Origin of the sequence: Kluyvera georgiana ATCC 51603 (genome assembly GCF_001654985.1) — a bacterium.
Classification (GTDB): Bacteria; Pseudomonadota; Gammaproteobacteria; order Enterobacterales; family Enterobacteriaceae; genus Kluyvera; species Kluyvera georgiana.
The window spans coordinates 12,797-31,302 of record NZ_LXEU01000072.1; the positions used below are offsets into that span (position 1 = coordinate 12,797).

At 55.3% G+C, this 18,506-nt stretch carries 19 protein-coding genes and 1 tRNA gene; 17 read left to right on the plus strand and 3 right to left on the minus strand.

Annotated features, from left to right (window positions below; genetic code table 11):
• Positions 1-56: 56 nt before the first annotated feature.
• On the plus strand, positions 57-638 hold the full coding sequence (gene lpcA / locus M989_RS18225) for a D-sedoheptulose 7-phosphate isomerase (protein WP_064547649.1): 582 nt from the start codon (positions 57-59) through the stop codon (positions 636-638).
• Between the two features lie 41 nt (positions 639-679).
• A complete protein-coding gene (locus tag M989_RS18230) occupies positions 680-1,447 on the plus strand; it encodes a class II glutamine amidotransferase (protein ID WP_064547651.1) in 768 nt (255 codons plus the stop codon).
• On the opposite strand, the gene dpaA is transcribed toward M989_RS18230, so the two are convergent.
• On the minus strand, positions 1,418-2,158 hold the full coding sequence (gene dpaA / locus M989_RS18235) for a peptidoglycan meso-diaminopimelic acid protein amidase (RefSeq protein ID WP_064547653.1): 741 nt from the start codon (positions 2,156-2,158) through the stop codon (positions 1,418-1,420). The genes M989_RS18230 and dpaA overlap by 30 nt on opposite strands.
• A gap of 559 nt (positions 2,159-2,717) precedes the next feature.
• Between dpaA and M989_RS18240 the strand changes: the two genes are divergently transcribed.
• The 9 genes from M989_RS18240 (at position 2,718) to M989_RS18280 (ending at position 10,374) form a co-directional block, all read left to right on the plus strand.
• Positions 2,718-4,061: a Na(+)-translocating NADH-quinone reductase subunit A gene (locus M989_RS18240; RefSeq protein ID WP_064547655.1), complete on the plus strand. Its 1,344-nt coding sequence runs from the start codon at positions 2,718-2,720 to the stop codon at positions 4,059-4,061.
• 3 nt (positions 4,062-4,064) lie between these two features.
• The gene (locus M989_RS18245; protein WP_064547682.1) at positions 4,065-5,303 is read left to right on the plus strand and encodes an NADH:ubiquinone reductase (Na(+)-transporting) subunit B; all 1,239 of its coding nucleotides are present in this window, start codon (positions 4,065-4,067) and stop codon (positions 5,301-5,303) included.
• Positions 5,296-6,090, plus strand: a complete 795-nt coding sequence (locus M989_RS18250) for a Na(+)-translocating NADH-quinone reductase subunit C (protein ID WP_064547657.1) — start codon at positions 5,296-5,298, stop codon at positions 6,088-6,090. The genes M989_RS18245 and M989_RS18250 overlap by 8 nt, the downstream gene beginning before the upstream one ends.
• The gene (locus M989_RS18255; protein WP_064547659.1) at positions 6,083-6,721 is read left to right on the plus strand and encodes an NADH:ubiquinone reductase (Na(+)-transporting) subunit D; all 639 of its coding nucleotides are present in this window, start codon (positions 6,083-6,085) and stop codon (positions 6,719-6,721) included. The genes M989_RS18250 and M989_RS18255 overlap by 8 nt, the downstream gene beginning before the upstream one ends.
• Before the next feature lie 6 nt (positions 6,722-6,727).
• The gene (gene nqrE, locus M989_RS18260; protein ID WP_064547661.1) at positions 6,728-7,324 is read left to right on the plus strand and encodes an NADH:ubiquinone reductase (Na(+)-transporting) subunit E; all 597 of its coding nucleotides are present in this window, start codon (positions 6,728-6,730) and stop codon (positions 7,322-7,324) included.
• Between the two features lie 12 nt (positions 7,325-7,336).
• The gene (gene nqrF, locus M989_RS18265; RefSeq protein WP_064547662.1) at positions 7,337-8,560 is read left to right on the plus strand and encodes an NADH:ubiquinone reductase (Na(+)-transporting) subunit F; all 1,224 of its coding nucleotides are present in this window, start codon (positions 7,337-7,339) and stop codon (positions 8,558-8,560) included.
• Between the two features lie 2 nt (positions 8,561-8,562).
• Positions 8,563-8,778, plus strand: coding sequence for a (Na+)-NQR maturation NqrM (gene nqrM / locus M989_RS18270; protein WP_064547684.1), 216 nt, complete (start codon positions 8,563-8,565; stop codon positions 8,776-8,778).
• Positions 8,779-8,872: 94 nt separating this feature from the next.
• Positions 8,873-9,928 (plus strand): DNA polymerase IV, encoded by a 1,056-nt coding sequence (dinB, locus tag M989_RS18275; protein ID WP_064547664.1) that lies wholly within the window; start codon positions 8,873-8,875, stop codon positions 9,926-9,928.
• A 2-nt stretch (positions 9,929-9,930) separates the two neighbouring features.
• Positions 9,931-10,374, plus strand: coding sequence for a GNAT family N-acetyltransferase (locus M989_RS18280; RefSeq protein WP_064547666.1), 444 nt, complete (start codon positions 9,931-9,933; stop codon positions 10,372-10,374).
• Positions 10,375-10,443: 69 nt separating this feature from the next.
• Here the strand turns inward: M989_RS18280 and pepD are convergent, their stop codons facing one another.
• Positions 10,444-11,901 carry a cytosol nonspecific dipeptidase gene (pepD, locus tag M989_RS18285; protein WP_064547668.1) on the minus strand — a complete coding sequence of 486 codons (1,458 nt, stop codon included), beginning with the start codon at positions 11,899-11,901 and terminating at the stop codon, positions 10,444-10,446.
• A 256-nt stretch (positions 11,902-12,157) separates the two neighbouring features.
• Between pepD and gpt the strand changes: the two genes are divergently transcribed.
• The 3 genes from gpt (at position 12,158) to crl (ending at position 14,426) form a co-directional block, all read left to right on the plus strand.
• Positions 12,158-12,616, plus strand: coding sequence for a xanthine phosphoribosyltransferase (gene gpt, locus M989_RS18290; RefSeq protein ID WP_064547670.1), 459 nt, complete (start codon positions 12,158-12,160; stop codon positions 12,614-12,616).
• Between the two features lie 106 nt (positions 12,617-12,722).
• The gene (gene frsA / locus M989_RS18295; protein WP_064547673.1) at positions 12,723-13,967 is read left to right on the plus strand and encodes an esterase FrsA; all 1,245 of its coding nucleotides are present in this window, start codon (positions 12,723-12,725) and stop codon (positions 13,965-13,967) included.
• A 57-nt stretch (positions 13,968-14,024) separates the two neighbouring features.
• The gene (gene crl, locus M989_RS18300) at positions 14,025-14,426 is read left to right on the plus strand and encodes a sigma factor-binding protein Crl (RefSeq protein ID WP_064547675.1); all 402 of its coding nucleotides are present in this window, start codon (positions 14,025-14,027) and stop codon (positions 14,424-14,426) included.
• Between the two features lie 141 nt (positions 14,427-14,567).
• Here the strand turns inward: crl and phoE are convergent, their stop codons facing one another.
• Entirely contained in the window at positions 14,568-15,659 is a 1,092-nt protein-coding gene (phoE, locus tag M989_RS18305) for a phosphoporin PhoE (protein ID WP_064547676.1), read from the minus strand.
• Between the two features lie 287 nt (positions 15,660-15,946).
• On the opposite strand from phoE, the gene proB reads away from it, so the two are divergent.
• From proB to M989_RS18320, 3 genes are all read left to right on the plus strand, one after another.
• Entirely contained in the window at positions 15,947-17,050 is a 1,104-nt protein-coding gene (proB, locus tag M989_RS18310; protein WP_035896573.1) for a glutamate 5-kinase, read from the plus strand.
• 10 nt (positions 17,051-17,060) lie between these two features.
• Complete coding sequence (proA, locus tag M989_RS18315; protein WP_064547678.1) at positions 17,061-18,311, plus strand: glutamate-5-semialdehyde dehydrogenase; 1,251 nt, start codon at positions 17,061-17,063, stop codon at positions 18,309-18,311.
• Between the two features lie 121 nt (positions 18,312-18,432).
• Positions 18,433-18,500 (plus strand) — tRNA-Thr (locus M989_RS18320).
• Positions 18,501-18,506: the final 6 nt, after the last annotated feature.

The following is an 18,506-nucleotide window of genomic DNA, read 5'->3' on the forward strand; positions in this document are numbered from 1 at the left end:
GGCGCTATCCGGTACACTACTGACGACAATTTTATTAATGCTGAAGGATTATCCTCATGTACCAGGATCTTATTCGTAACGAACTGAATGAAGCGGCCGATACGCTGGCAAACTTTCTGAAAGATGAAGCCAATATCCATGCCATTCAGCGTGCAGCAGTCCTGCTGGCGGATAGCTTTAAGGCCGGTGGTAAAGTGCTTTCCTGCGGTAACGGCGGCTCTCATTGCGATGCGATGCACTTTGCCGAAGAGCTGACCGGCCGCTATCGTGAAAACCGTCCGGGCTACCCGGCGATTGCGATCTCTGACGTCAGTCATCTCTCCTGCGTGAGCAATGATTTCGGCTATGAATATGTTTTCTCTCGTTACGTTGAATCCGTGGGGCGCTCGGGCGACGTGCTGCTGGGTATTTCCACTTCTGGCAACTCAGCTAACGTGATCAAAGCGATTGAAGCGGCGCGTGCGCATGGCATGAAGGTCATCACCCTGACCGGTAAAGACGGCGGCAAAATGGCCGGTTCTGCTGATATCGAAATTCGCGTACCGCACTTTGGTTACGCCGATCGCGTGCAGGAAATTCACATTAAAGTGATTCACATTCTGATCATGCTGATCGAAAAAGAGATGGTTAAGGCATAAGTTTCACGGGGCTTCGGCCCCGTTTGCTGTGGAGGTGTGATATGTGCGAACTGCTCGGGATGAGCGCTAATGTGCCAACCGATATTTGCTTCAGTTTCACCGGGCTCGTTCAGCGCGGTGGCGGCACCGGGCCGCATAAAGACGGCTGGGGTATCACCTTTTACGAAGGAAAAGGGTGTCGCACCTTTAAAGATCCGCAGCCCAGCTATCAGTCGCCGATTGCCAAACTGGTTCAGGATTATCCTATCAAGTCCTGCTCGGTGATCGCGCATATCCGCCAGGCGAACCGCGGCATGGTGGCGCTGGAAAATACCCATCCGTTTACCCGCGAGCTGTGGGGACGCAACTGGACCTATGCCCACAACGGGCAGCTCTCTGGCTATAAAACGCTGGAGACCGGACAATTCCGCCCGGTTGGTGAAACCGACAGCGAAAAGGCATTTTGCTGGCTGCTGCACAAGCTGACCCAGCGCTACCCGCGTACGCCCGGAAATATGCAGGCGGTGTTTAAGTATATTGCGTCACTGGCGGAAGAAATGCGCGCGAAAGGCGTGTTCAATATGCTGCTGTCTGACGGGCGTTACGTCATGGCGTTCTGCTCCACCAACCTGTACTGGATTACCCGTCGGGCGCCATTTGGCGTGGCGAAGCTACTGGATCAGGACGTAGAAATTGATTTTCAGCAGGAAACGACCGCCAACGATGTGGTGACCGTGATTGCCACCCAACCGCTGACGGGGAATGAAACCTGGCACAAGATCATGCCAGGCGAATGGCGCTTATTTTGCCTCGGGGAGCGCGTAGTTTGACGCCAGCTGCGGCTGAACCACTTCGTGGCTCAGCGGCTTGCTCACGACATAGCGGCCATCGACGACCGAAACCATCGGTGGTTTGTGCGTCTGCTGGAAGTAGTCGTAGCCCGGCTTAAGCTGCTGCCAGAAATCTTTATAATAGGAATATTTATGACGTTCCATGTTGGCATCGGTCATGCGGAACGGATAGATGCTGACCTGGACGCTGGACTGCCCGAAGACCAGCGCGCCGGTCACGAACTGGAATATTTCATCAATACCCGAGTCGGTCATGGCATAGCAGCCAACCGATACGCAGGCCCCGTGAATCATCAGGTATTTCCCTTCATAGCCGTGCGCGCGGTCATAGGCGTTCGGGAAGCCGATATTAATCGCTTTATAGAAGCGGCTGTCTGGCTTTAATTGGCTGCGCTGTACTGAATAAAACCCTTCCGGGCTTTTGAAATCGCCCTGACGCTGCTTCGGCCCTAAGCCGCCGGAGTAGTTACAGATTTTATAGCTATCAAGGAGTTGGTAGGTTTCACCCATTTTCACATAGAGGTCGAGCGTGCGCTCTTCCTTGAAAATCTGGATGTAGACTGGGGAGCCCATCAATTGCTGCTTATATTCTTTGCTGACTGGCGTCGTCGGGCTGTTGCTGCTCATTAACCCAGCAAACGAAACGCACGGCATTAAAAGCATCGCAATAAATAATGCGATTTTGCGCATACTACTTGTTCCTTGATAAAAAATAACTACACGCCAGGAGAGGCAACAGAGAGAAAAAAGCAGACAAATCTGTTTTTTGTGCGCTCACCTTAGCACCACCGCATTTTTTCGCAAGTGGGGCGTTTGGCGTTTACAATTTCGTGTTGTATTCCTGCGGTGGGGCGGTGTGTTGTGCTGATCGCCCGCGCATGGGAAGCCTGTAAAAGAGTGTAGGATAAGCTGATGATTCGCTAGCTATCTTTGTCCGAATCCATAGCAGTTTGCGTCTCAGCTCGCAATTTAGTGGCTAGAAAAGCGGAACTGCTGCATCGACGAAGGATAAAATGGTAAACTTTCGTTACGTAATCATTCAGGCTGAAAATGGGTAAAACGGATACTCGCTGGATGATTCAGGTAGTAACTCTCTAAACAGTGTAAGAAAGGATGCTTCAGATTCTCATCATGCCTGGTGATGGAATACGATTGGCCTTCAGGCGAACCTCCTTTCTTTTGTCTCGTTAACCAAACGCTGGCCTCAGCGCTGAGTTGACGCCGTCGTTAACGGATACCTGCGAACAGTATGATTAAAATAACCAAAGGCCTCGATCTGCCTATAGCTGGATTGCCCGACCAGCAACGTATTGATGATGTTGCCGTGAGCCGCGTGGCGGTAAAAGGCGAAGAATATAACGGACTGCGTCCTTCGATGGCGGTAAAAGAGGGCGATAGGGTCGTAAAAGGGCAACTGCTCTTTGAGGACAAGAAAATTCCTGGCGTCCGTTTCACCGCGCCCGCCAGCGGTACGGTTAGCGCTATTCACCGTGGCGAACGCCGCGTCCTGCAGTCGGTGGTCATTGACGTCGATGGCGACGAGTCGTTGAGCTTTACGGCCTATCCGGCCGATGCGCTGACGACGCTGCCGCGCGAAGCGGTGGTTGCGCAGTTGGTGGAGTCCGGGCTGTGGACGGCTATGCGTACGCGCCCGTTCAGCAAAACCCCTGCGCCGGGTTCGGTACCGGCGGCGATTTTCGTGACCGCCATGGACACGAACCCGCTGTCCGCCGATCCACAGCCAATTATCCTCGCCCAGCGCGAGGCGTTTGATGCCGGCCTGACGGTGCTGACGCGTTTGACTGACGGTAAAGTCCACGTCTGTCAGAGCAGCGGCGGCAAATTAGGCGGCCACCCGCAGGGGCAGGTGACGTTCAATCAGTTCACTGGCCCGCATCCAGCAGGGTTAGTCGGTACTCACATTCATTTCCTGGAGCCGGTCAGCTTGCAAAAGCAGGTATGGCATCTGAACTACCAGGACGTGATTGCCTACGGCAAGCTGTTCCTTGACGGTGTTATCTGGACCGAGCGCATCATTGCCCTTGGTGGCCCTCAGGTGAAGCATCCTCGCCTGCTGCGTACCTGCCTGGGGGCGGATCTCGATGCCCTGCTGGTGGGAGAACTGCACGAAGGTGAAAACCGCATTTTGTCCGGCTCCGTACTTAACGGCACCAAGGCATCGGGCCCGCATGCGTTTCTTGGCCGCTTCCACCTGCAGGTGAGCGTGCTGAAAGAAGGGCGCGAAAAAGAGCTGCTTGGCTGGGTTGCGCCGGGGCGCGACAAGTTTTCGATTACCCGCACTACGCTGGGCCACTTCCTCAAGAAGAAGCTGTTTAATCTCTCGACGGATACCCACGGCGGCGAGCGTGCAATGGTGCCTATCGGCAACTACGAGCGGGTGATGCCGCTGGATATTCTGCCCACTATGCTGCTGCGCGACCTGCTGGCGGGCGATACCGACAGCGCGCAGGCATTGGGCTGTCTGGAGCTTGATGAAGAAGACCTGGCGCTTTGCACCTATGTCTGCCCAGGAAAATACGAATACGGGCCGGTGTTACGCCACGTCCTAACGCAAATTGAGCAGGAAGGCTAAGTGATGGGCTTAAAACAGCTACTGGAAAAAGTTGAGCCGCACTTCACGCAGGGCGGCAAGCTGGAAAAATACTACCCGCTATATGAAGCGACGGCGACGTTGCTCTATACGCCGGGGCATGTCACTAAGGGCGCAGCGCACGTGCGTGACGCCATCGACCTTAAGCGCATGATGATCCTCGTCTGGTTCGCCGTTTTCCCGGCGATGTTCTGGGGGATGTACAACGTCGGGCTGCAAACCATCCCGGCGCTGCACAAATTGTACGGCGCCGAACAGCTGCAGCAGGTGATTGCCAGCAACTGGCACTACAGCGTGGCGCAGGCGCTGGGCGTGAGCTTCGCGCCGGACGCCGGCTGGCTCAGCATGATGATGCTGGGCGCGGTGTTCTTTGTGCCGATTTACGCCACGGTCTTTTTGGTTGGCGGTTTCTGGGAAGTGCTGTTCGCGATTGTGCGCAAGCATGAGGTGAACGAAGGTTTCTTCGTTACATCAATTTTGTTTGCGCTGATTGTCCCGCCAACCATGCCGTTATGGCAGGCGGCACTCGGCATCTCCTTTGGCGTGGTGATTGCGAAAGAGATCTTTGGCGGCACCGGCCGCAACTTCCTTAACCCAGCGCTGGCCGGGCGTGCGTTCCTGTTCTTCGCCTATCCGGCGCAAATCTCCGGCGATCTGGTCTGGACTGCCGCCGACGGTTTCTCCGGGGCGACGCCGCTCTCCCAGTGGGCGAGCCATGGCGGTGAAGCGCTGGTCAACGTCGTCAGCGGGCAGCCGGTGAGCTGGATGGATGCCTTTATCGGCAATATTCCGGGCTCCATCGGTGAAGTCTCCACGCTGATGATCCTGCTCGGCGGGGCGCTGATTATCTTTGGCCGCGTTGCCTCCTGGCGCATCGTGGCCGGGGTCATGGTGGGCATGATTGCCTGCGCCACGCTGTTTAACCTGATTGGTTCCGGGACCAACCCGATGTTCGCCATGCCGTGGTACTGGCACCTGGTGCTCGGTGGTTTTGCCTTCGGCATGATGTTTATGGCAACCGACCCGGTTTCCGCCTCGTTTACCGATAAAGGTAAATGGTGCTACGGCGCGCTGATTGGCGCAATGTGCGTGCTGATTCGCGTCGTCAACCCAGCTTATCCAGAAGGGATGATGTTGGCCATTCTGTTCGCCAACCTCTTTGCGCCACTGTTCGATTACCTGGTGGTGCGAGCCAATATTAAGCGGAGGAAGTCGCGTGGCTGAGAAGAAAAGTAACGATAGCATCGGCAAAACGCTGCTGGTGGTGCTGGTGCTTTGTCTGGTTTGCTCCATTGTGGTCGCCGGTTCTGCCGTTGGCCTGAAGCCGCTCCAGCAGGAGCAGCGCGCATTGGATAAGCAACGCAATATCCTGGCGGTAGCCGGCCTGATGCACGACAAAATGTCGGCAGATGAAGTGGCTGAGGTGTATACCAGCCGCGTAACGCCGCGGCTGGTGGACCTGAAAAGCGGCGCGATACTTGATGCTGACCCGGCAAAGTTTAATCCGAGCCAGGCCCTGAAGGACCCACAGCAAAGCATTGCGCTGGCCTCAAGCGAAGATCCTGCCGGTATTCGTCGCCGTAGCAACGTCGTGGAAATCTACCTCATCAAAGATGAAAAGCAGCAGGTTCAGGAGATCGTCCTGCCGGTTTACGGCAACGGCCTGTGGTCGATGATGTACGCGTTTGTGGCGCTGGACACTGACGGGCGCACCATTAAAGGCATCACTTACTATGACCAGGGAGAAACCCCGGGGCTGGGCGGCGAGATTGAAAACCCGAACTGGCGTGCGCAGTTTGTCGGTAAACGCGTCATCAACGACGAAGGCCATCCGGCGCTGAAAGTGATGAAGGGGGCTGCGCCACAGGGCGATCTGTACGCGGTGGACGGTCTATCTGGCGCGACGCTCACGGCCAACGGCGTGCAGCACAGCTTTGATTTCTGGATGGGCGAACTGGGCTTTGGCCCGTTCCTGAAACAGGTGCGTGAAGGAGGGCTGAACCATGGCTGAACAGGGTGAAATGAAAGAGATGAAACGCCTGTTGGTGGGGCCGCTTATTGCCAATAACCCGATCGCGCTCCAGGTGCTTGGCGTCTGCTCGGCGCTGGCGGTCACCACCAAACTGGAGACGGCGTTTGTGATGACCATTGCGGTCACGCTGGTGACGGCGTTTTCCAGCATGTTTATCTCGATGATTCGCCACCATATTCCTAACAGCGTACGTATCATCGTACAGATGGCGATTATTGCCTCACTGGTTATCGTGGTCGATCAACTACTGCGCGCGTTTGCCTATGAAACGTCAAAACAGCTGTCGGTCTTCGTCGGGCTTATCATCACCAACTGTATTGTGATGGGGCGCGCGGAGGCGTTCGCGATGAAGTCGCCGCCGCTGGCAAGCTTTATGGACGGCATCGGCAACGGTCTGGGCTATGGCGCTATTTTGCTGGTTGTGGGTTTCCTGCGCGAGCTTATTGGCAGCGGCAAGCTGTTTGGCGTCACGGTGCTGGAGACGATACAGAACGGCGGCTGGTATCAGCCGAACGGCCTGTTCCTGCTCGCGCCGAGCGCGTTTTTCATTATCGGTCTGCTGATCTGGGCGCTGCGTAGCTGGAAGCCGGAACAGCAGGAAAAGGAGTAACCGATCATGGCTCACTACATTAGCCTGTTTGTCCGCGCCGTGTTCGTTGAAAACATGGCGCTGGCCTTCTTCCTCGGGATGTGTACCTTCCTCGCGGTCTCGAAGAAGGTGTCCACCGCTTTTGGCCTTGGCGTGGCGGTAACGGTCGTTCTCGGCCTTGCGGTACCGATCAACAACCTGGTCTACAACCTGGTGCTGCGCGACGGCGCGCTGGTTGACGGCGTGGATCTCAGCTTCCTCAACTTCATCACCTTTATCGGGGTGATTGCGGCGCTGGTGCAGATTCTTGAGATGATTCTCGATAAATACTTCCCGTCGTTGTATACCGCGTTGGGTATCTTCCTGCCGCTGATTGCGGTGAACTGCGCCATCTTTGGCGGCGTGTCGTTTATGGTGCAGCGTGACTATAACTTCAGTGAATCCATCGTCTACGGTTTTGGATCCGGTATCGGCTGGATGCTGGCAATCGTCGCGATGGCGGGAATTCGCGAAAAGATGAAGTATTCAAATGTGCCAGCGGGACTGCGCGGCTTAGGGATCACCTTTATCACCACCGGGCTGATGGCGTTAGGTTTTATGTCATTCTCCGGTGTGCAGCTATAAGGGCCGTTAATCATGGAAATTATACTTGGCGTAGTCATGTTTACGCTTATCGTGTTGGTGCTGTCGCTGCTGATTTTGTTTGCTAAATCGAAGCTGGTTAATGCCGGTGACGTGGTGATTGAAATCAACAACGAAGCGGATAAGCAGATCAAAACTCCGGCGGGCGACAAGCTGCTGAATACGCTGTCCAGCAACGGTATTTTTATCTCCTCCGCCTGCGGCGGCGGCGGCTCCTGCGGCCAATGCCGGGTGACGGTGAAAGAGGGCGGTGGTGAAATTCTGCCTACCGAACTGTCACACATTACCAAGCGCGAGGCCAAAGAGGGCTGCCGTCTGGCCTGTCAGGTCGCCGTGCGTCAGGACATGAAAATTGAGCTGCCGGACGAAGTGTTTGGCGTGAAAAAGTGGGAATGCGAAGTTATCTCTAACGATAACAAAGCCACCTTTATCAAAGAGCTGAAGTTGGCGATTCCTGCGGGTGAAAGCGTGCCGTTCCGCGCCGGGGGCTATATTCAGATTGAGTGTCCGCCGCATAAAGTCGCGTACGCCGATTTTGACGTGCCGGACGAATACCGCGGCGATTGGGATAAATTCAATCTCTTCCGCTATGTCTCCGACGTGAAAGAACCGACGCTGCGCGCCTATTCAATGGCTAACTACCCGGAAGAAAAGGGCATCATCATGCTCAACGTGCGTATCGCCACGCCGCCGCCGTCTGCGCCGGATGCGCCGCCGGGGATTATGTCCTCGTATATCTGGTCGCTTAAGGCCGGTGACAAGGTGACCATTTCCGGGCCGTTCGGCGAGTTCTTCGCCAAAGACACCGACGCTGAAATGGTGTTTATCGGCGGTGGTGCAGGGATGGCGCCGATGCGTTCGCATATCTTCGATCAGCTTAAGCGTCTGCATAGCCATCGTAAAATCAGCTTCTGGTACGGCGCGCGTTCACTGCGTGAAATGTTCTATGAAGAGGAGTTTGAGCAACTGGCGCGTGATAACCCGAACTTTACCTTCCATATTGCGCTTTCTGACGCGCAGCCGGAAGATAACTGGACGGGCTACACCGGCTTTATTCATAACGTCCTGTATGAGAACTATCTGCGTGACCACCCGGCGCCGGAAGACTGTGAGTTCTACATGTGTGGGCCGCCGATGATGAACGCCGCGGTCATTAAGATGCTCAAAGAGCTGGGCGTGGAGGATGAAAACATCATGCTCGACGACTTTGGAGGCTGATGATGTTAACGGTATTTCTGGCGACGTTCTGCATTTTTGCCCTCGTGATCCTCGGCATGTCGCTGGGGTATCTGGTGAAGCGGAAAAGCCTGCAGGGCAGTTGCGGCGGCATCTCTTCGCTGGGGCTGGAAAAAGTGTGTGACTGCCCGGAACCGTGCGATGCGCGTAAAAAGCGGATGGCTCGCGAGGCGCAGCGTCAGCAGAACCGCATCCTGTAGTCTCTTATCGCCCGGCTTTGCCGGGCGGTTTGCAACACTTCTCATTTGCCAAAGTTATGCTGTATACTTATCCAGTGGTAAGTGAGGGCTAACGATGCGCAAAATAATCCATATTGATATGGACTGCTTCTTCGCCGCGGTGGAAATGCGCGACAACCCCGCTCTGCGCGATATTCCTATCGCCATCGGCGGCAGCCGGGTGCAGCGTGGCGTCATCAGCACGGCAAACTATCCCGCGCGTAAATTTGGCGTGCGCAGTGCGATGCCAACGGCAATGGCGCTGAAGCTTTGCCCCCATCTCACGCTGCTTCCCGGGCGCTTTGAAGCCTACCGCGAAGCCTCCAACCACATTCGGGAAATTTTCTCCCGTTACACCTCGCTGATTGAACCGCTCTCGCTGGATGAAGCCTATCTGGACGTCAGCGATAGCGTGCACTGCCACGGCTCGGCCACGCTGATGGCGCAGGAAATTCGCCAGACCATCTTCAACGAGCTGGCGCTGACGGCCTCTGCAGGCGTTGCGCCGGTGAAGTTTCTGGCTAAAATCGCCTCCGATCTGAACAAACCCAACGGCCAGTTCGTTCTTACGCCCGCCGAAGTCCCGGCATTTCTGAAAACGCTACCGCTGGCGAAAATTCCCGGCGTGGGTAAAGTCTCGGCGGCAAAACTGGAAAGCATGGGGCTACGCACCTGTGAAGACGTGCAGAACAGCGATCTTGCGATGCTGCTCAAGCGCTTTGGTAAATTCGGGCGGATCCTCTGGGAGCGTAGTCATGGGATCGACGAACGTGAGATCCACAACGATCGCCAACGCAAGTCGATCGGTGTGGAGCGTACGCTGGAAGAGGACATCCATGAATGGGTCGACTGCGAAGCCATCGTCGAGCGTCTCTACCCTGAACTCGAACGGCGGTTGGCGAAAGTCCGACCCGATCTGCGTATTGCCCGTCAGGGAATTAAACTCAAATTCAATGACTTTCAGCAGACCACCCAGGAGCACGTCTGGCCGCAGCTTAACAAAGACGATCTGATCGCTACCGCGCACAAAGCCTGGCACGAACGGCGCTCGGAACGTGGCGTACGGCTGGTTGGCCTGCACGTCTCGCTGCTGGATCCACAGCTGGAACGGCAGCTTCTGTTAGGAATTTAACCATGCAAATTCGGGCCTATCGTGACGATGATTTTTCCACGCTATGCCAGATCTTTCTGCGCGCGGTGCGGGAAACCGCCAGCCAGCACTATTCCCCCGCGCAAATCGACGCCTGGGCTCAGGTGGATGACGCGCGCTGGCGGCAAAAAATGGCGACCTCGCGGGTGCTGGTCGCCGAAAAAGAGGGAGAAGTCGTCGGTTTTATTACCGCCGTGGATCGCTATATTGACCTGCTGTTTGTTACGCCGACGCATTCCCGACAGGGCGTTGCCAGCGCGTTGTTGGCCGAGCTGTTTGCCTTGATACCGACGGGAACATTAACGGTGGAGGCAAGTATAACAGCCAGGCCGTGTTTTGAGCGTATGGGGTTTCAGGTTATCGCAGAACAGCGGGTAGTGGCGCGTGGGGAGGAGTTTGTGAATTATCGGATGGAGAAACGCCGGTAAACTATTCCCGGCATTACGTTACATGGCCGGACTACCTGACAGGTAGACCGGCCAAGCGATGCATAGAACTTACTTCGTCGGAATCGCTTTCAGCAGTTCCGTCAACAGCTGCCAGTACTGGCCAACGCTTTCGATATGAACCTGTTCATCCGGCGAGTGCGGCCCGGTTATGGTTGGCCCAATGGAGACCATATCCATGTTCGGATACGGTTTCTTGAACAGACCACATTCCAGACCCGCGTGGATAATCTGAATGTTCGGCACCTTGTTGAACAGGCGCTGATAGGTTTCACGCACCAGCTTCATGACCGGAGAGTTCGCGTCCGGCTGCCAGCCTGGGTAGCCGCCTTTCGGTTGGGTTTTGGCGCCCGCCAGCGCACCCAGTGATTCCAGCATGCTCACCACGTAATCTTTACCGCTGTCGAGCAGGGAACGGATCAGGCAGTGAATCGTGGCGGTATCTTCCGTCATGGAAACCACGCCCACGTTGAGGGAGGTTTCGACGACGCCTTTTGCCACGTCGGAGTTACGAATCACACCGTTCGGCGTTGCGTTCAGCAACTGCGTGAATGCATCGCGAGATGCTGCGGTCAGCGCTTTACCTTCAACGGTCGTGTTTTCCAGTACCAGCGCCAGGTTCTTCTCTTTGGCAGACAGCTCGTTTTGCAGAATGCGCAGATAGGTCTCTACCAGCCCTTTCAGCGCGTCAACTTTGTCTGCAGGAATAGCGATAGCGGCGAAGGCTTCACGTGGGATCGCGTTACGCAGGGTACCGCCGGTGAAGTCGACCAGACGCAGATCCAGTTCCGCCGCGTGGGCCACCAGGAAGCGTGCCAGCAGCTTGTTGGCGTTGCCGAGGCCGAGGTGAATATCACCGCCGGAGTGGCCGCCCTTCAGGCCTTTCAGCGTCAGCTTGAAGGTCTGGAAACCGGTCGGAATAGCTTCACGGGTCAGCGGCAGGTTGCTGGTGAAGTCGATACCACCGGCGCAACCCATGTAGATTTCACCTTCTTCTTCCGAGTCGGTGTTGATCAGGATGTCGCCCTGCAGCCAGTTAGGTTGCAGACCAAACGCGCCGTCCATGCCGGTCTCTTCAGTCATGGTCAGCAGCACTTCCAGCGGGCCGTGTTCAACGGACTCATCAGACAGCACCGCCAGCGCGGAAGCCATACCGATACCGTTATCGGCACCCAGCGTGGTACCACGGGCTTTCACCCATTCACCGTCGATGTACGGCTGAATCGGGTCTTTAGCGAAGTCGTGTACGGTGTCATTGTTTTTCTGCGGCACCATATCGAGGTGAGCCTGCAGCACAACCGGTTTACGGTTTTCCATACCCGGAGTCGCGGCTTTGCGAATCAGAATGTTGCCAACCTGGTCGCGCTCGGCGTGAAGGCCTTTTTCTTTCGCCCAGCCGACGATATGCGCGGCGAGCTGCTCTTCATGATGAGAAGGGTGCGGAATAGAACAGATTTTGGCAAAAATATCCCATAAAGGCTGTGGGGATAATTGAGACAGTTCAGACACGATGAGTCTCCTTACGGCTTTCTGCAAAAGTCGCTTGCAGGTAAAGGGTTAGCATAGACATATACCACAAGCCTGGCTTGCGCGATGGGGTTGAGAATACCACTTTCTGCCCTTTCCGGTAGAACAAACCACGTAAAAAGAGCCGGGGATTCCGCTTAACACTGGTTTTTAGTGCGTCAGATCTCTATAATCTCGCGCAACCTATTTCCCCCTTGAACACTTTTTAAGCCGTATAACACAGGCTGGGACACTTCACATGAGCGAAAAATACGTCGTCACCTGGGACATGTTGCAGATTCACGCGCGCAAGCTGGCTGCACGCCTGATGCCATCTGAACAGTGGAAAGGCATCATCGCCGTTAGCCGCGGTGGTTTGGTACCGGGCGCACTGCTGGCACGTGAACTGGGCATTCGTCATGTCGACACCGTATGCATCTCCAGCTATGACCACGACAACCAGCGCGAGCTGAAAGTCCTGAAGCGCGCAGAAGGCGATGGCGAAGGCTTTATCGTGATTGACGATCTGGTCGACACCGGCGGTACTGCCGTCGCGATTCGCGAAATGTACCCAAAAGCACATTTCGTCACCATCTTCGCTAAACCGGCAGGTCGCCCGCTGGTTGACGATTATGTTGTTGATATCCCGCAGGATACCTGGATTGAACAGCCGTGGGACATGGGCGTGGTATTTGTGCCGCCTATTTCTGGCCGTTAATTCAGTCAATAAATGCGCTTCCAACGCCCGGTCATGCCGGGCGTTGTTTTTTTTAATGCCCCACGCGTTACAATGGATTAAAGATCGTATCCATGGAGGTTTTGTGATGCCAGAAGCTAATCTCAGCGAAACGCTATTTAAGCCGCGTTTTAAACACCCTGAAACGTCCACGCTGGTACGCCGATTCAGTAGCGGTGAGGCCCCAAGCATGCAGTCAGCGCTGAGCGGCAGCACCGTGCCGCATTGGTATCGCATGATTAATCGCCTGATGTGGATCTGGCGTGGCGTCTCGCCGCAGGAAATTCTCGACGTGCAGGCGCGTATCGTCATGAGTACTGCCGAACGCACCGACGATGAGCTGTACGACACCGTGGTGGGCTATCGCGTCGGCAACTGGATTTACGAGTGGTCAACGCAGGCGATGCAGTGGCAGCAGAAGGCCATGCAGGAGCAGGACGAGACCCTCAGCGGCCGTCACTGGCTGCACGCCTCTAATCTTTATAGCATTGCCGCCTATCCGCACCTGAAGGGGGATGACCTCGCCGAACAGGCACAGGCGCTGGCTAACCGGGCTTATGAAGAGGCCGCCAAACGTCTGCCTGGATCAATGCGCGAACTGGAGTTTGCGATTCCCGGCGGCGCGCCGATTACCGGCTTCCTGCACATGCCTAAAGGCGATGGGCCGTTCCCGACGGTGCTGATGTGCGGTGGGTTAGATGGCCTGCAAAGCGACTATTACAGCCTGTACGAGCGTTACTTTGCCCCGCTTGGCATTGCGATGTTGACGGTGGACATGCCGTCGATCGGTTTTTCTTCCAAATGGAAGCTAACCCAGGACTCCAGCATGCTGCATCAGCACGTGATTAAGCAGCTGCGTGATGTTCCCTGGGTGGATCACACCCGCGTCGCGGCCTTCGGTTTCCGCTTCGGCGCTAACATTGCCGTACGTCTGGCCTATCTGGAAGCGCAGAACCTGAAGGCCGTGGCCTGCCTTGGCCCGGTGGTCCATAGCCTGCTGAGCGACCCGCTGCGTCAGGGGCGCGTGCCGGAAATGTACCTCGACGTTCTGGCTTCGCGTTTAGGTATGCACGATGCCTCTGATGAAGCGTTGCGCGTGGAGCTAAACCGCTACTCGCTGAAAACGCAGGGCTTGCTGGGACGCCGCTGCCCGACGCCGATGCTTTCCGGCTACTGGGATAACGATCCTTTCAGCCCGGAGGATGAGTCACGGCTGATCGTGTCGTCATCGGCGCAGGGCAAGCTGATGCCGATTCCGTTTAACCCGGTGTACCGTAATTTTGATAAGGCGCTGAAGGAAATTGCCGGGTGGATCAATAATAGATTTTGTTAATATATTGATAAATTCTATTGATTTGGTAAAACAGTTGCATCACTAAAGGAGATCGCAATGACGTTACCGAGTGGACACCCGAAGAGTAGATTGATCAAGAAATTCACTGCGCTTGGCCCCTATATCCGCGAAGAACAGTGCCAGGACAACCGCTTTTTTTTCGACTGCCTGGCCGTTTGCGTTAACGTAAAACCCGCGCCAGAGAAGCGTGAGTTCTGGGGCTGGTGGATGGAAATGGAAGCTGAAGAGCATCGTTTCACCTACAGCTACCAGTTCGGCCTGTTCGACAAAGAGGGAACGTGGCAGGCTGTCGCGATCAAAGACCCGGAGGTTGTCGAACATTTGCAGCAGACGCTGCGAGGTTTCCATGAGCGGGCGAGCGAACTGCTGAAGAGCCTGGATTTGGCACTGGAGCCAGCCGACGGTTTTGCTAACGAAGCGGTGAAGCGTACGGCGTAGCGAATGCTTCATGGCGCTACGCTTATCCGGCCTACCGTTTGTTTCTTGCTGTAGGCCGGATAAGGCGAAGCCGCCATCCGGCAAAGCCCAATATAAAAGGCCAGCAAACTTCGCTGGCCTTTTATATTCTTACTGATCGCGTTAGAACTGGTAGGTCATACCGACAGCAACCACGTCGTCGGTCATAATAGCCAGACGTTTGGTCACCGCATCTTCATCGATCAGGTTGATTTTATAATCAACAAATGCCGACATATTTTTGTTGAAATAGTAGGTCGCGCCGACATCAACATATTTCATCAGATCCTGATCGCCGATCCCGTTATCCAGATCTTTGCCTTTCATCTGCACGTAGCCGAGCGACGGACGCAGACCGAAATCAAACTGATATTGCGCCACCGCTTCAAAGTTTTGCGCTTTATTCGCAAAGCCCTGATCTGCGGAAACCAGACCTTTAACCGGCGTCATATTACGGGTTTCGGTATAAATCATCGCCAGGTAAATATTATTGGCGTCATATTTAACACCGGTACCCCAGGATTCGGCATTTTTACCCCCCTTCGCCAGCGATTTTGCCTGCTGTACGTTGGTACGGTCAGAGTTGGTGTACGCCGCGCTGATCGCGAAGTCGCTACCGCCGAAATCATAAGACAGAGAGGTACCGAAACCGTCGCCGTTGGCGGTGGCGTAGGTGCTACGATCGTTTTTACCCTGATATTGCAGGGTTAAATCTAGACCGTCGACCACACCGAAGAAATCGGTGTTACGGTAGGTGGCCAGGCCGCTTGAACGCTTGGTCATGAAGTTATCGGTTTTGGCGGTAGAGTCGCCGCCGAATTCCGGGAACATATCGGTCCAGGCTTCAACATCGTACAGCGCGCCGAGGTTACGACCGTAATCAAAAGAACCAAAGTCTTTTAATTTCAGACCGGCAAAGGCCAGACGTGTTTTCTGCGAAGAAGCGCTACCGCCTTCGTCATTATTACCGGCAAATTCAGATTCCCAGCGACCATAACCGGTCAACTGATCGTTAATTTTTGTTTCGCCTTTAAAACCAAAACGCACGTAGGTTTTATCGCCATCAGCGCTGGAGTCATCGCTCATATAGTGCATTGCTTTGACTTTGCCGTAGACGTCCAGTTTATTACCATCTTTGTTATAAACTTCTGCGGCCATAGCTGAAGACGACGCAATAATACCCATCACTGTTAATGCCAGAGCTGTTTTTTGCATTTCTCAATCCCGGTTTTTTTATACTTAAAAGAGTGCTGTGAAAGACCACTGTGAAAAAACAGGAATGTTTTTATCCCGCGCGTGTTAAAAATTTATGACAAAGTTCTATTGAATATAAAAAAGTATGATTAATTTTTTCTGTCATAAAATTGTCAACATTTGCCTCCAGGCTGTCTGATCCCGCGCAACAAAAACCCGGCTTTCTGCGCTGCCTGTTGGCAAGCGGGCTGACTCCTGTTACAACGTTTGTTTGGATCGATACTTCTTCTTTTTAACGGCAGAGAATCATGAGTGATAGTCAGACGCTGGTGGTCAAACTGGGCACCAGTGTTTTAACAGGCGGATCGCGCCGCCTGAATCGCGCGCATATTGTTGAACTGGTTCGCCAGTGCGCCCAGCTCCACGCAGCCGGGCATCGAATTGTCATTGTAACGTCAGGAGCGATTGCCGCCGGGCGTGAGCATCTGGGTTACCCTGAACTGCCCGCGACTATTGCTTCTAAACAGCTGCTTGCTGCCGTTGGCCAGAGCCGCTTAATTCAGCTGTGGGAACAGCTCTTCTCCATTTACGGTATCCACGTCGGCCAGATGCTGTTAACCCGCGCTGATATGGAAGACCGTGAGCGCTTCCTCAACGCTCGCGACACCATGCGCGCGCTGCTTGATAACAATATCGTTCCGGTGATTAACGAAAACGACGCGGTCGCCACTGCCGAGATTAAGGTGGGCGATAACGACAATCTCTCCGCGCTGGCGGCGATTCTGGCCGGTGCCGATAAACTTCTGCTGCTGACCGATCAGCAAGGGCTGTTCACTGCCGACCCGCGCAGTAACCCGGACGCCGAGCTGATTAAAGACGTCTACGGCATTGACGATGAGCTGCGTGCCGTTGCCGGTGATAGCGTGTCTGGTCTGGGTACGGGCGGCATGGGTACCAAGCTGCAGGCCGCAGACGTTGCCTGCCGCGCCGGTATCGACACCATTATTGCCGCAGGCAGCCTGCCGGGCGTCATTGGCGACGTGATGGCGAATGTCTCCGTCGGCACCCGTTTCCACGCCCAGGATACCCCGTTGGAAAACCGCAAACGCTGGATCTTTGGCGCACCGCCAGCCGGTGAACTGATTGTGGATGAAGGCGCGACGGCCGCCATTCTGGAACGTGGAAGTTCATTACTTCCAAAAGGCATTAAAAACGTGACAGGCAACTTCTCGCGTGGTGAAGTAATCCGTATTCGTAGCCTTGCAGGCCGCGACATCGCTCACGGCGTAAGCCGCTACAACAGCGATGCGCTGCGCCTTATCGCCGGGCACCACTCGCAGGAAATTGACGCCATTCTCGGCTACGAGTATGGCCCGGTTGCCGTGCATCGCGACGACATGATTACCCGCTAAGGAGTTCAACATGCTGGAACAAATGGGCATTGCCGCCAGGCAGGCCTCCTATACGCTGGCGCAGTTATCCTGCCGTGAGAAAAACCGGGTTCTGGAAACTATTGCCGATCATCTGGAATCTCAGAGTGAAGAGATTCTTGTGGCTAACGCCGAAGATTTAGCCCAGGCGCGTGAAAACGGCCTGAGCGAAGCCATGCTCGATCGCCTGGCGCTGACGCCTGCTCGTCTGACGGCGATTGCCAACGACGTCCGCCAGGTCTGCGTGCTGGCCGACCCGGTAGGGCAGGTGATTGACGGCGGGCAGCTCGACAGCGGCTTACGCATCGAACGTCGCCGCGTCCCGCTGGGCGTGATTGGCGTGATTTATGAAGCCCGCCCGAACGTCACCGTTGACGTGGCGGCGCTGTGCCTGAAAACCGGCAACGCCGCTATTCTGCGCGGCGGGAAAGAGACCTATCGCACTAACGCCGCCACCGTCGGTGTTATCCAACGCGCGCTGAAAGAGTGCGGTCTGCCAGAAGCGGCCGTTCAGGCCATCGACAACCCGGATCGCGCGCTGGTGAACGAGATGCTGCGTATGGATAAGTATATCGATATGCTGATCCCTCGCGGCGGTGCAGGCCTGCACAAGCTGTGCCGTGAGCAGTCGACGATTCCGGTCATCACCGGTGGTATCGGCGTTTGTCATATTTATATTGATGACAGCGCAGAGATTGAAGCGGCGCTGAAGATTATCGTCAATGCGAAAGCCCAGCGCCCGAGCGCCTGTAATAGCGTGGAAACGCTGCTGGTGAATCAGTCCATCGCCGATCGCTTCCTGCCAGCGCTGAGCAAGCAGATGGCGGAGAGCGTCATTACGCTGCACGGCGACGACGCCGTCCTGCGCGAGCTGCAAGGCCCGGCTAAGCGGGTGCCGTTGAAGGCTGAAGAGCTTGATAATGAGTATCTGTCGTTGGATCTCAATGTGGTGCTGGTGCCGGATATTGATACCGCCATTGCACACATCCGCCAACACGGTACCCAGCACTCCGATGCGATTTTGACCCGCACCCTGAGCAACGCCAACCGGTTCATTAACGAAGTGGACTCCTCCGCGGTGTACGTCAACGCCTCCACGCGTTTCACCGACGGCGGCCAGTTCGGCCTTGGTGCCGAGGTGGCGGTGAGCACGCAAAAACTCCACGCCCGTGGCCCAATGGGCCTTGAAGCACTGACCACCTACAAGTGGATTGGCTTCGGCGACGATACTATTCGTGCGTAATTGATAGCGGGCGATGCAAAAATAGGCGGTTGATTAATCTGACTATTGACGCATCGCTCGGTTAGTCTTAACCTTTTACCCCGTGATTCACGCTCGTGAACACCTCTTGCAGGGCCGATATAGCTCAGTTGGTAGAGCAGCGCATTCGTAATGCGAAGGTCGTAGGTTCAAACCCAACAGGGGCCACCAAACAAA

Excerpts from the sequence above, each read along its gene's own strand:
- lpcA (WP_064547649.1), top strand. The coding sequence starts at position 57 with ATGTACCAGGATCTTATTCGTAACGAACTGAATGAAGCGGCCGATACG.
- M989_RS18230 (WP_064547651.1), top strand. The coding sequence starts at position 680 with ATGTGCGAACTGCTCGGGATGAGCGCTAATGTGCCAACCGATATTTGC.
- dpaA (WP_064547653.1), bottom strand. The coding sequence starts at position 2,158 with ATGCGCAAAATCGCATTATTTATTGCGATGCTTTTAATGCCGTGCGTT.
- M989_RS18240 (WP_064547655.1), top strand. The coding sequence starts at position 2,718 with ATGATTAAAATAACCAAAGGCCTCGATCTGCCTATAGCTGGATTGCCC.
- M989_RS18245 (WP_064547682.1), top strand. The coding sequence starts at position 4,065 with ATGGGCTTAAAACAGCTACTGGAAAAAGTTGAGCCGCACTTCACGCAG.
- M989_RS18255 (WP_064547659.1), top strand. The coding sequence starts at position 6,083 with ATGGCTGAACAGGGTGAAATGAAAGAGATGAAACGCCTGTTGGTGGGG.
- nqrE (WP_064547661.1), top strand. The coding sequence starts at position 6,728 with ATGGCTCACTACATTAGCCTGTTTGTCCGCGCCGTGTTCGTTGAAAAC.
- nqrF (WP_064547662.1), top strand. The coding sequence starts at position 7,337 with ATGGAAATTATACTTGGCGTAGTCATGTTTACGCTTATCGTGTTGGTG.
- nqrM (WP_064547684.1), top strand. The coding sequence starts at position 8,563 with ATGTTAACGGTATTTCTGGCGACGTTCTGCATTTTTGCCCTCGTGATC.
- dinB (WP_064547664.1), top strand. The coding sequence starts at position 8,873 with ATGCGCAAAATAATCCATATTGATATGGACTGCTTCTTCGCCGCGGTG.
- M989_RS18280 (WP_064547666.1), top strand. The coding sequence starts at position 9,931 with ATGCAAATTCGGGCCTATCGTGACGATGATTTTTCCACGCTATGCCAG.
- gpt (WP_064547670.1), top strand. The coding sequence starts at position 12,158 with ATGAGCGAAAAATACGTCGTCACCTGGGACATGTTGCAGATTCACGCG.
- frsA (WP_064547673.1), top strand. The coding sequence starts at position 12,723 with ATGCCAGAAGCTAATCTCAGCGAAACGCTATTTAAGCCGCGTTTTAAA.
- crl (WP_064547675.1), top strand. The coding sequence starts at position 14,025 with ATGACGTTACCGAGTGGACACCCGAAGAGTAGATTGATCAAGAAATTC.
- phoE (WP_064547676.1), bottom strand. The coding sequence starts at position 15,659 with ATGCAAAAAACAGCTCTGGCATTAACAGTGATGGGTATTATTGCGTCG.
- proB (WP_035896573.1), top strand. The coding sequence starts at position 15,947 with ATGAGTGATAGTCAGACGCTGGTGGTCAAACTGGGCACCAGTGTTTTA.
- proA (WP_064547678.1), top strand. The coding sequence starts at position 17,061 with ATGCTGGAACAAATGGGCATTGCCGCCAGGCAGGCCTCCTATACGCTG.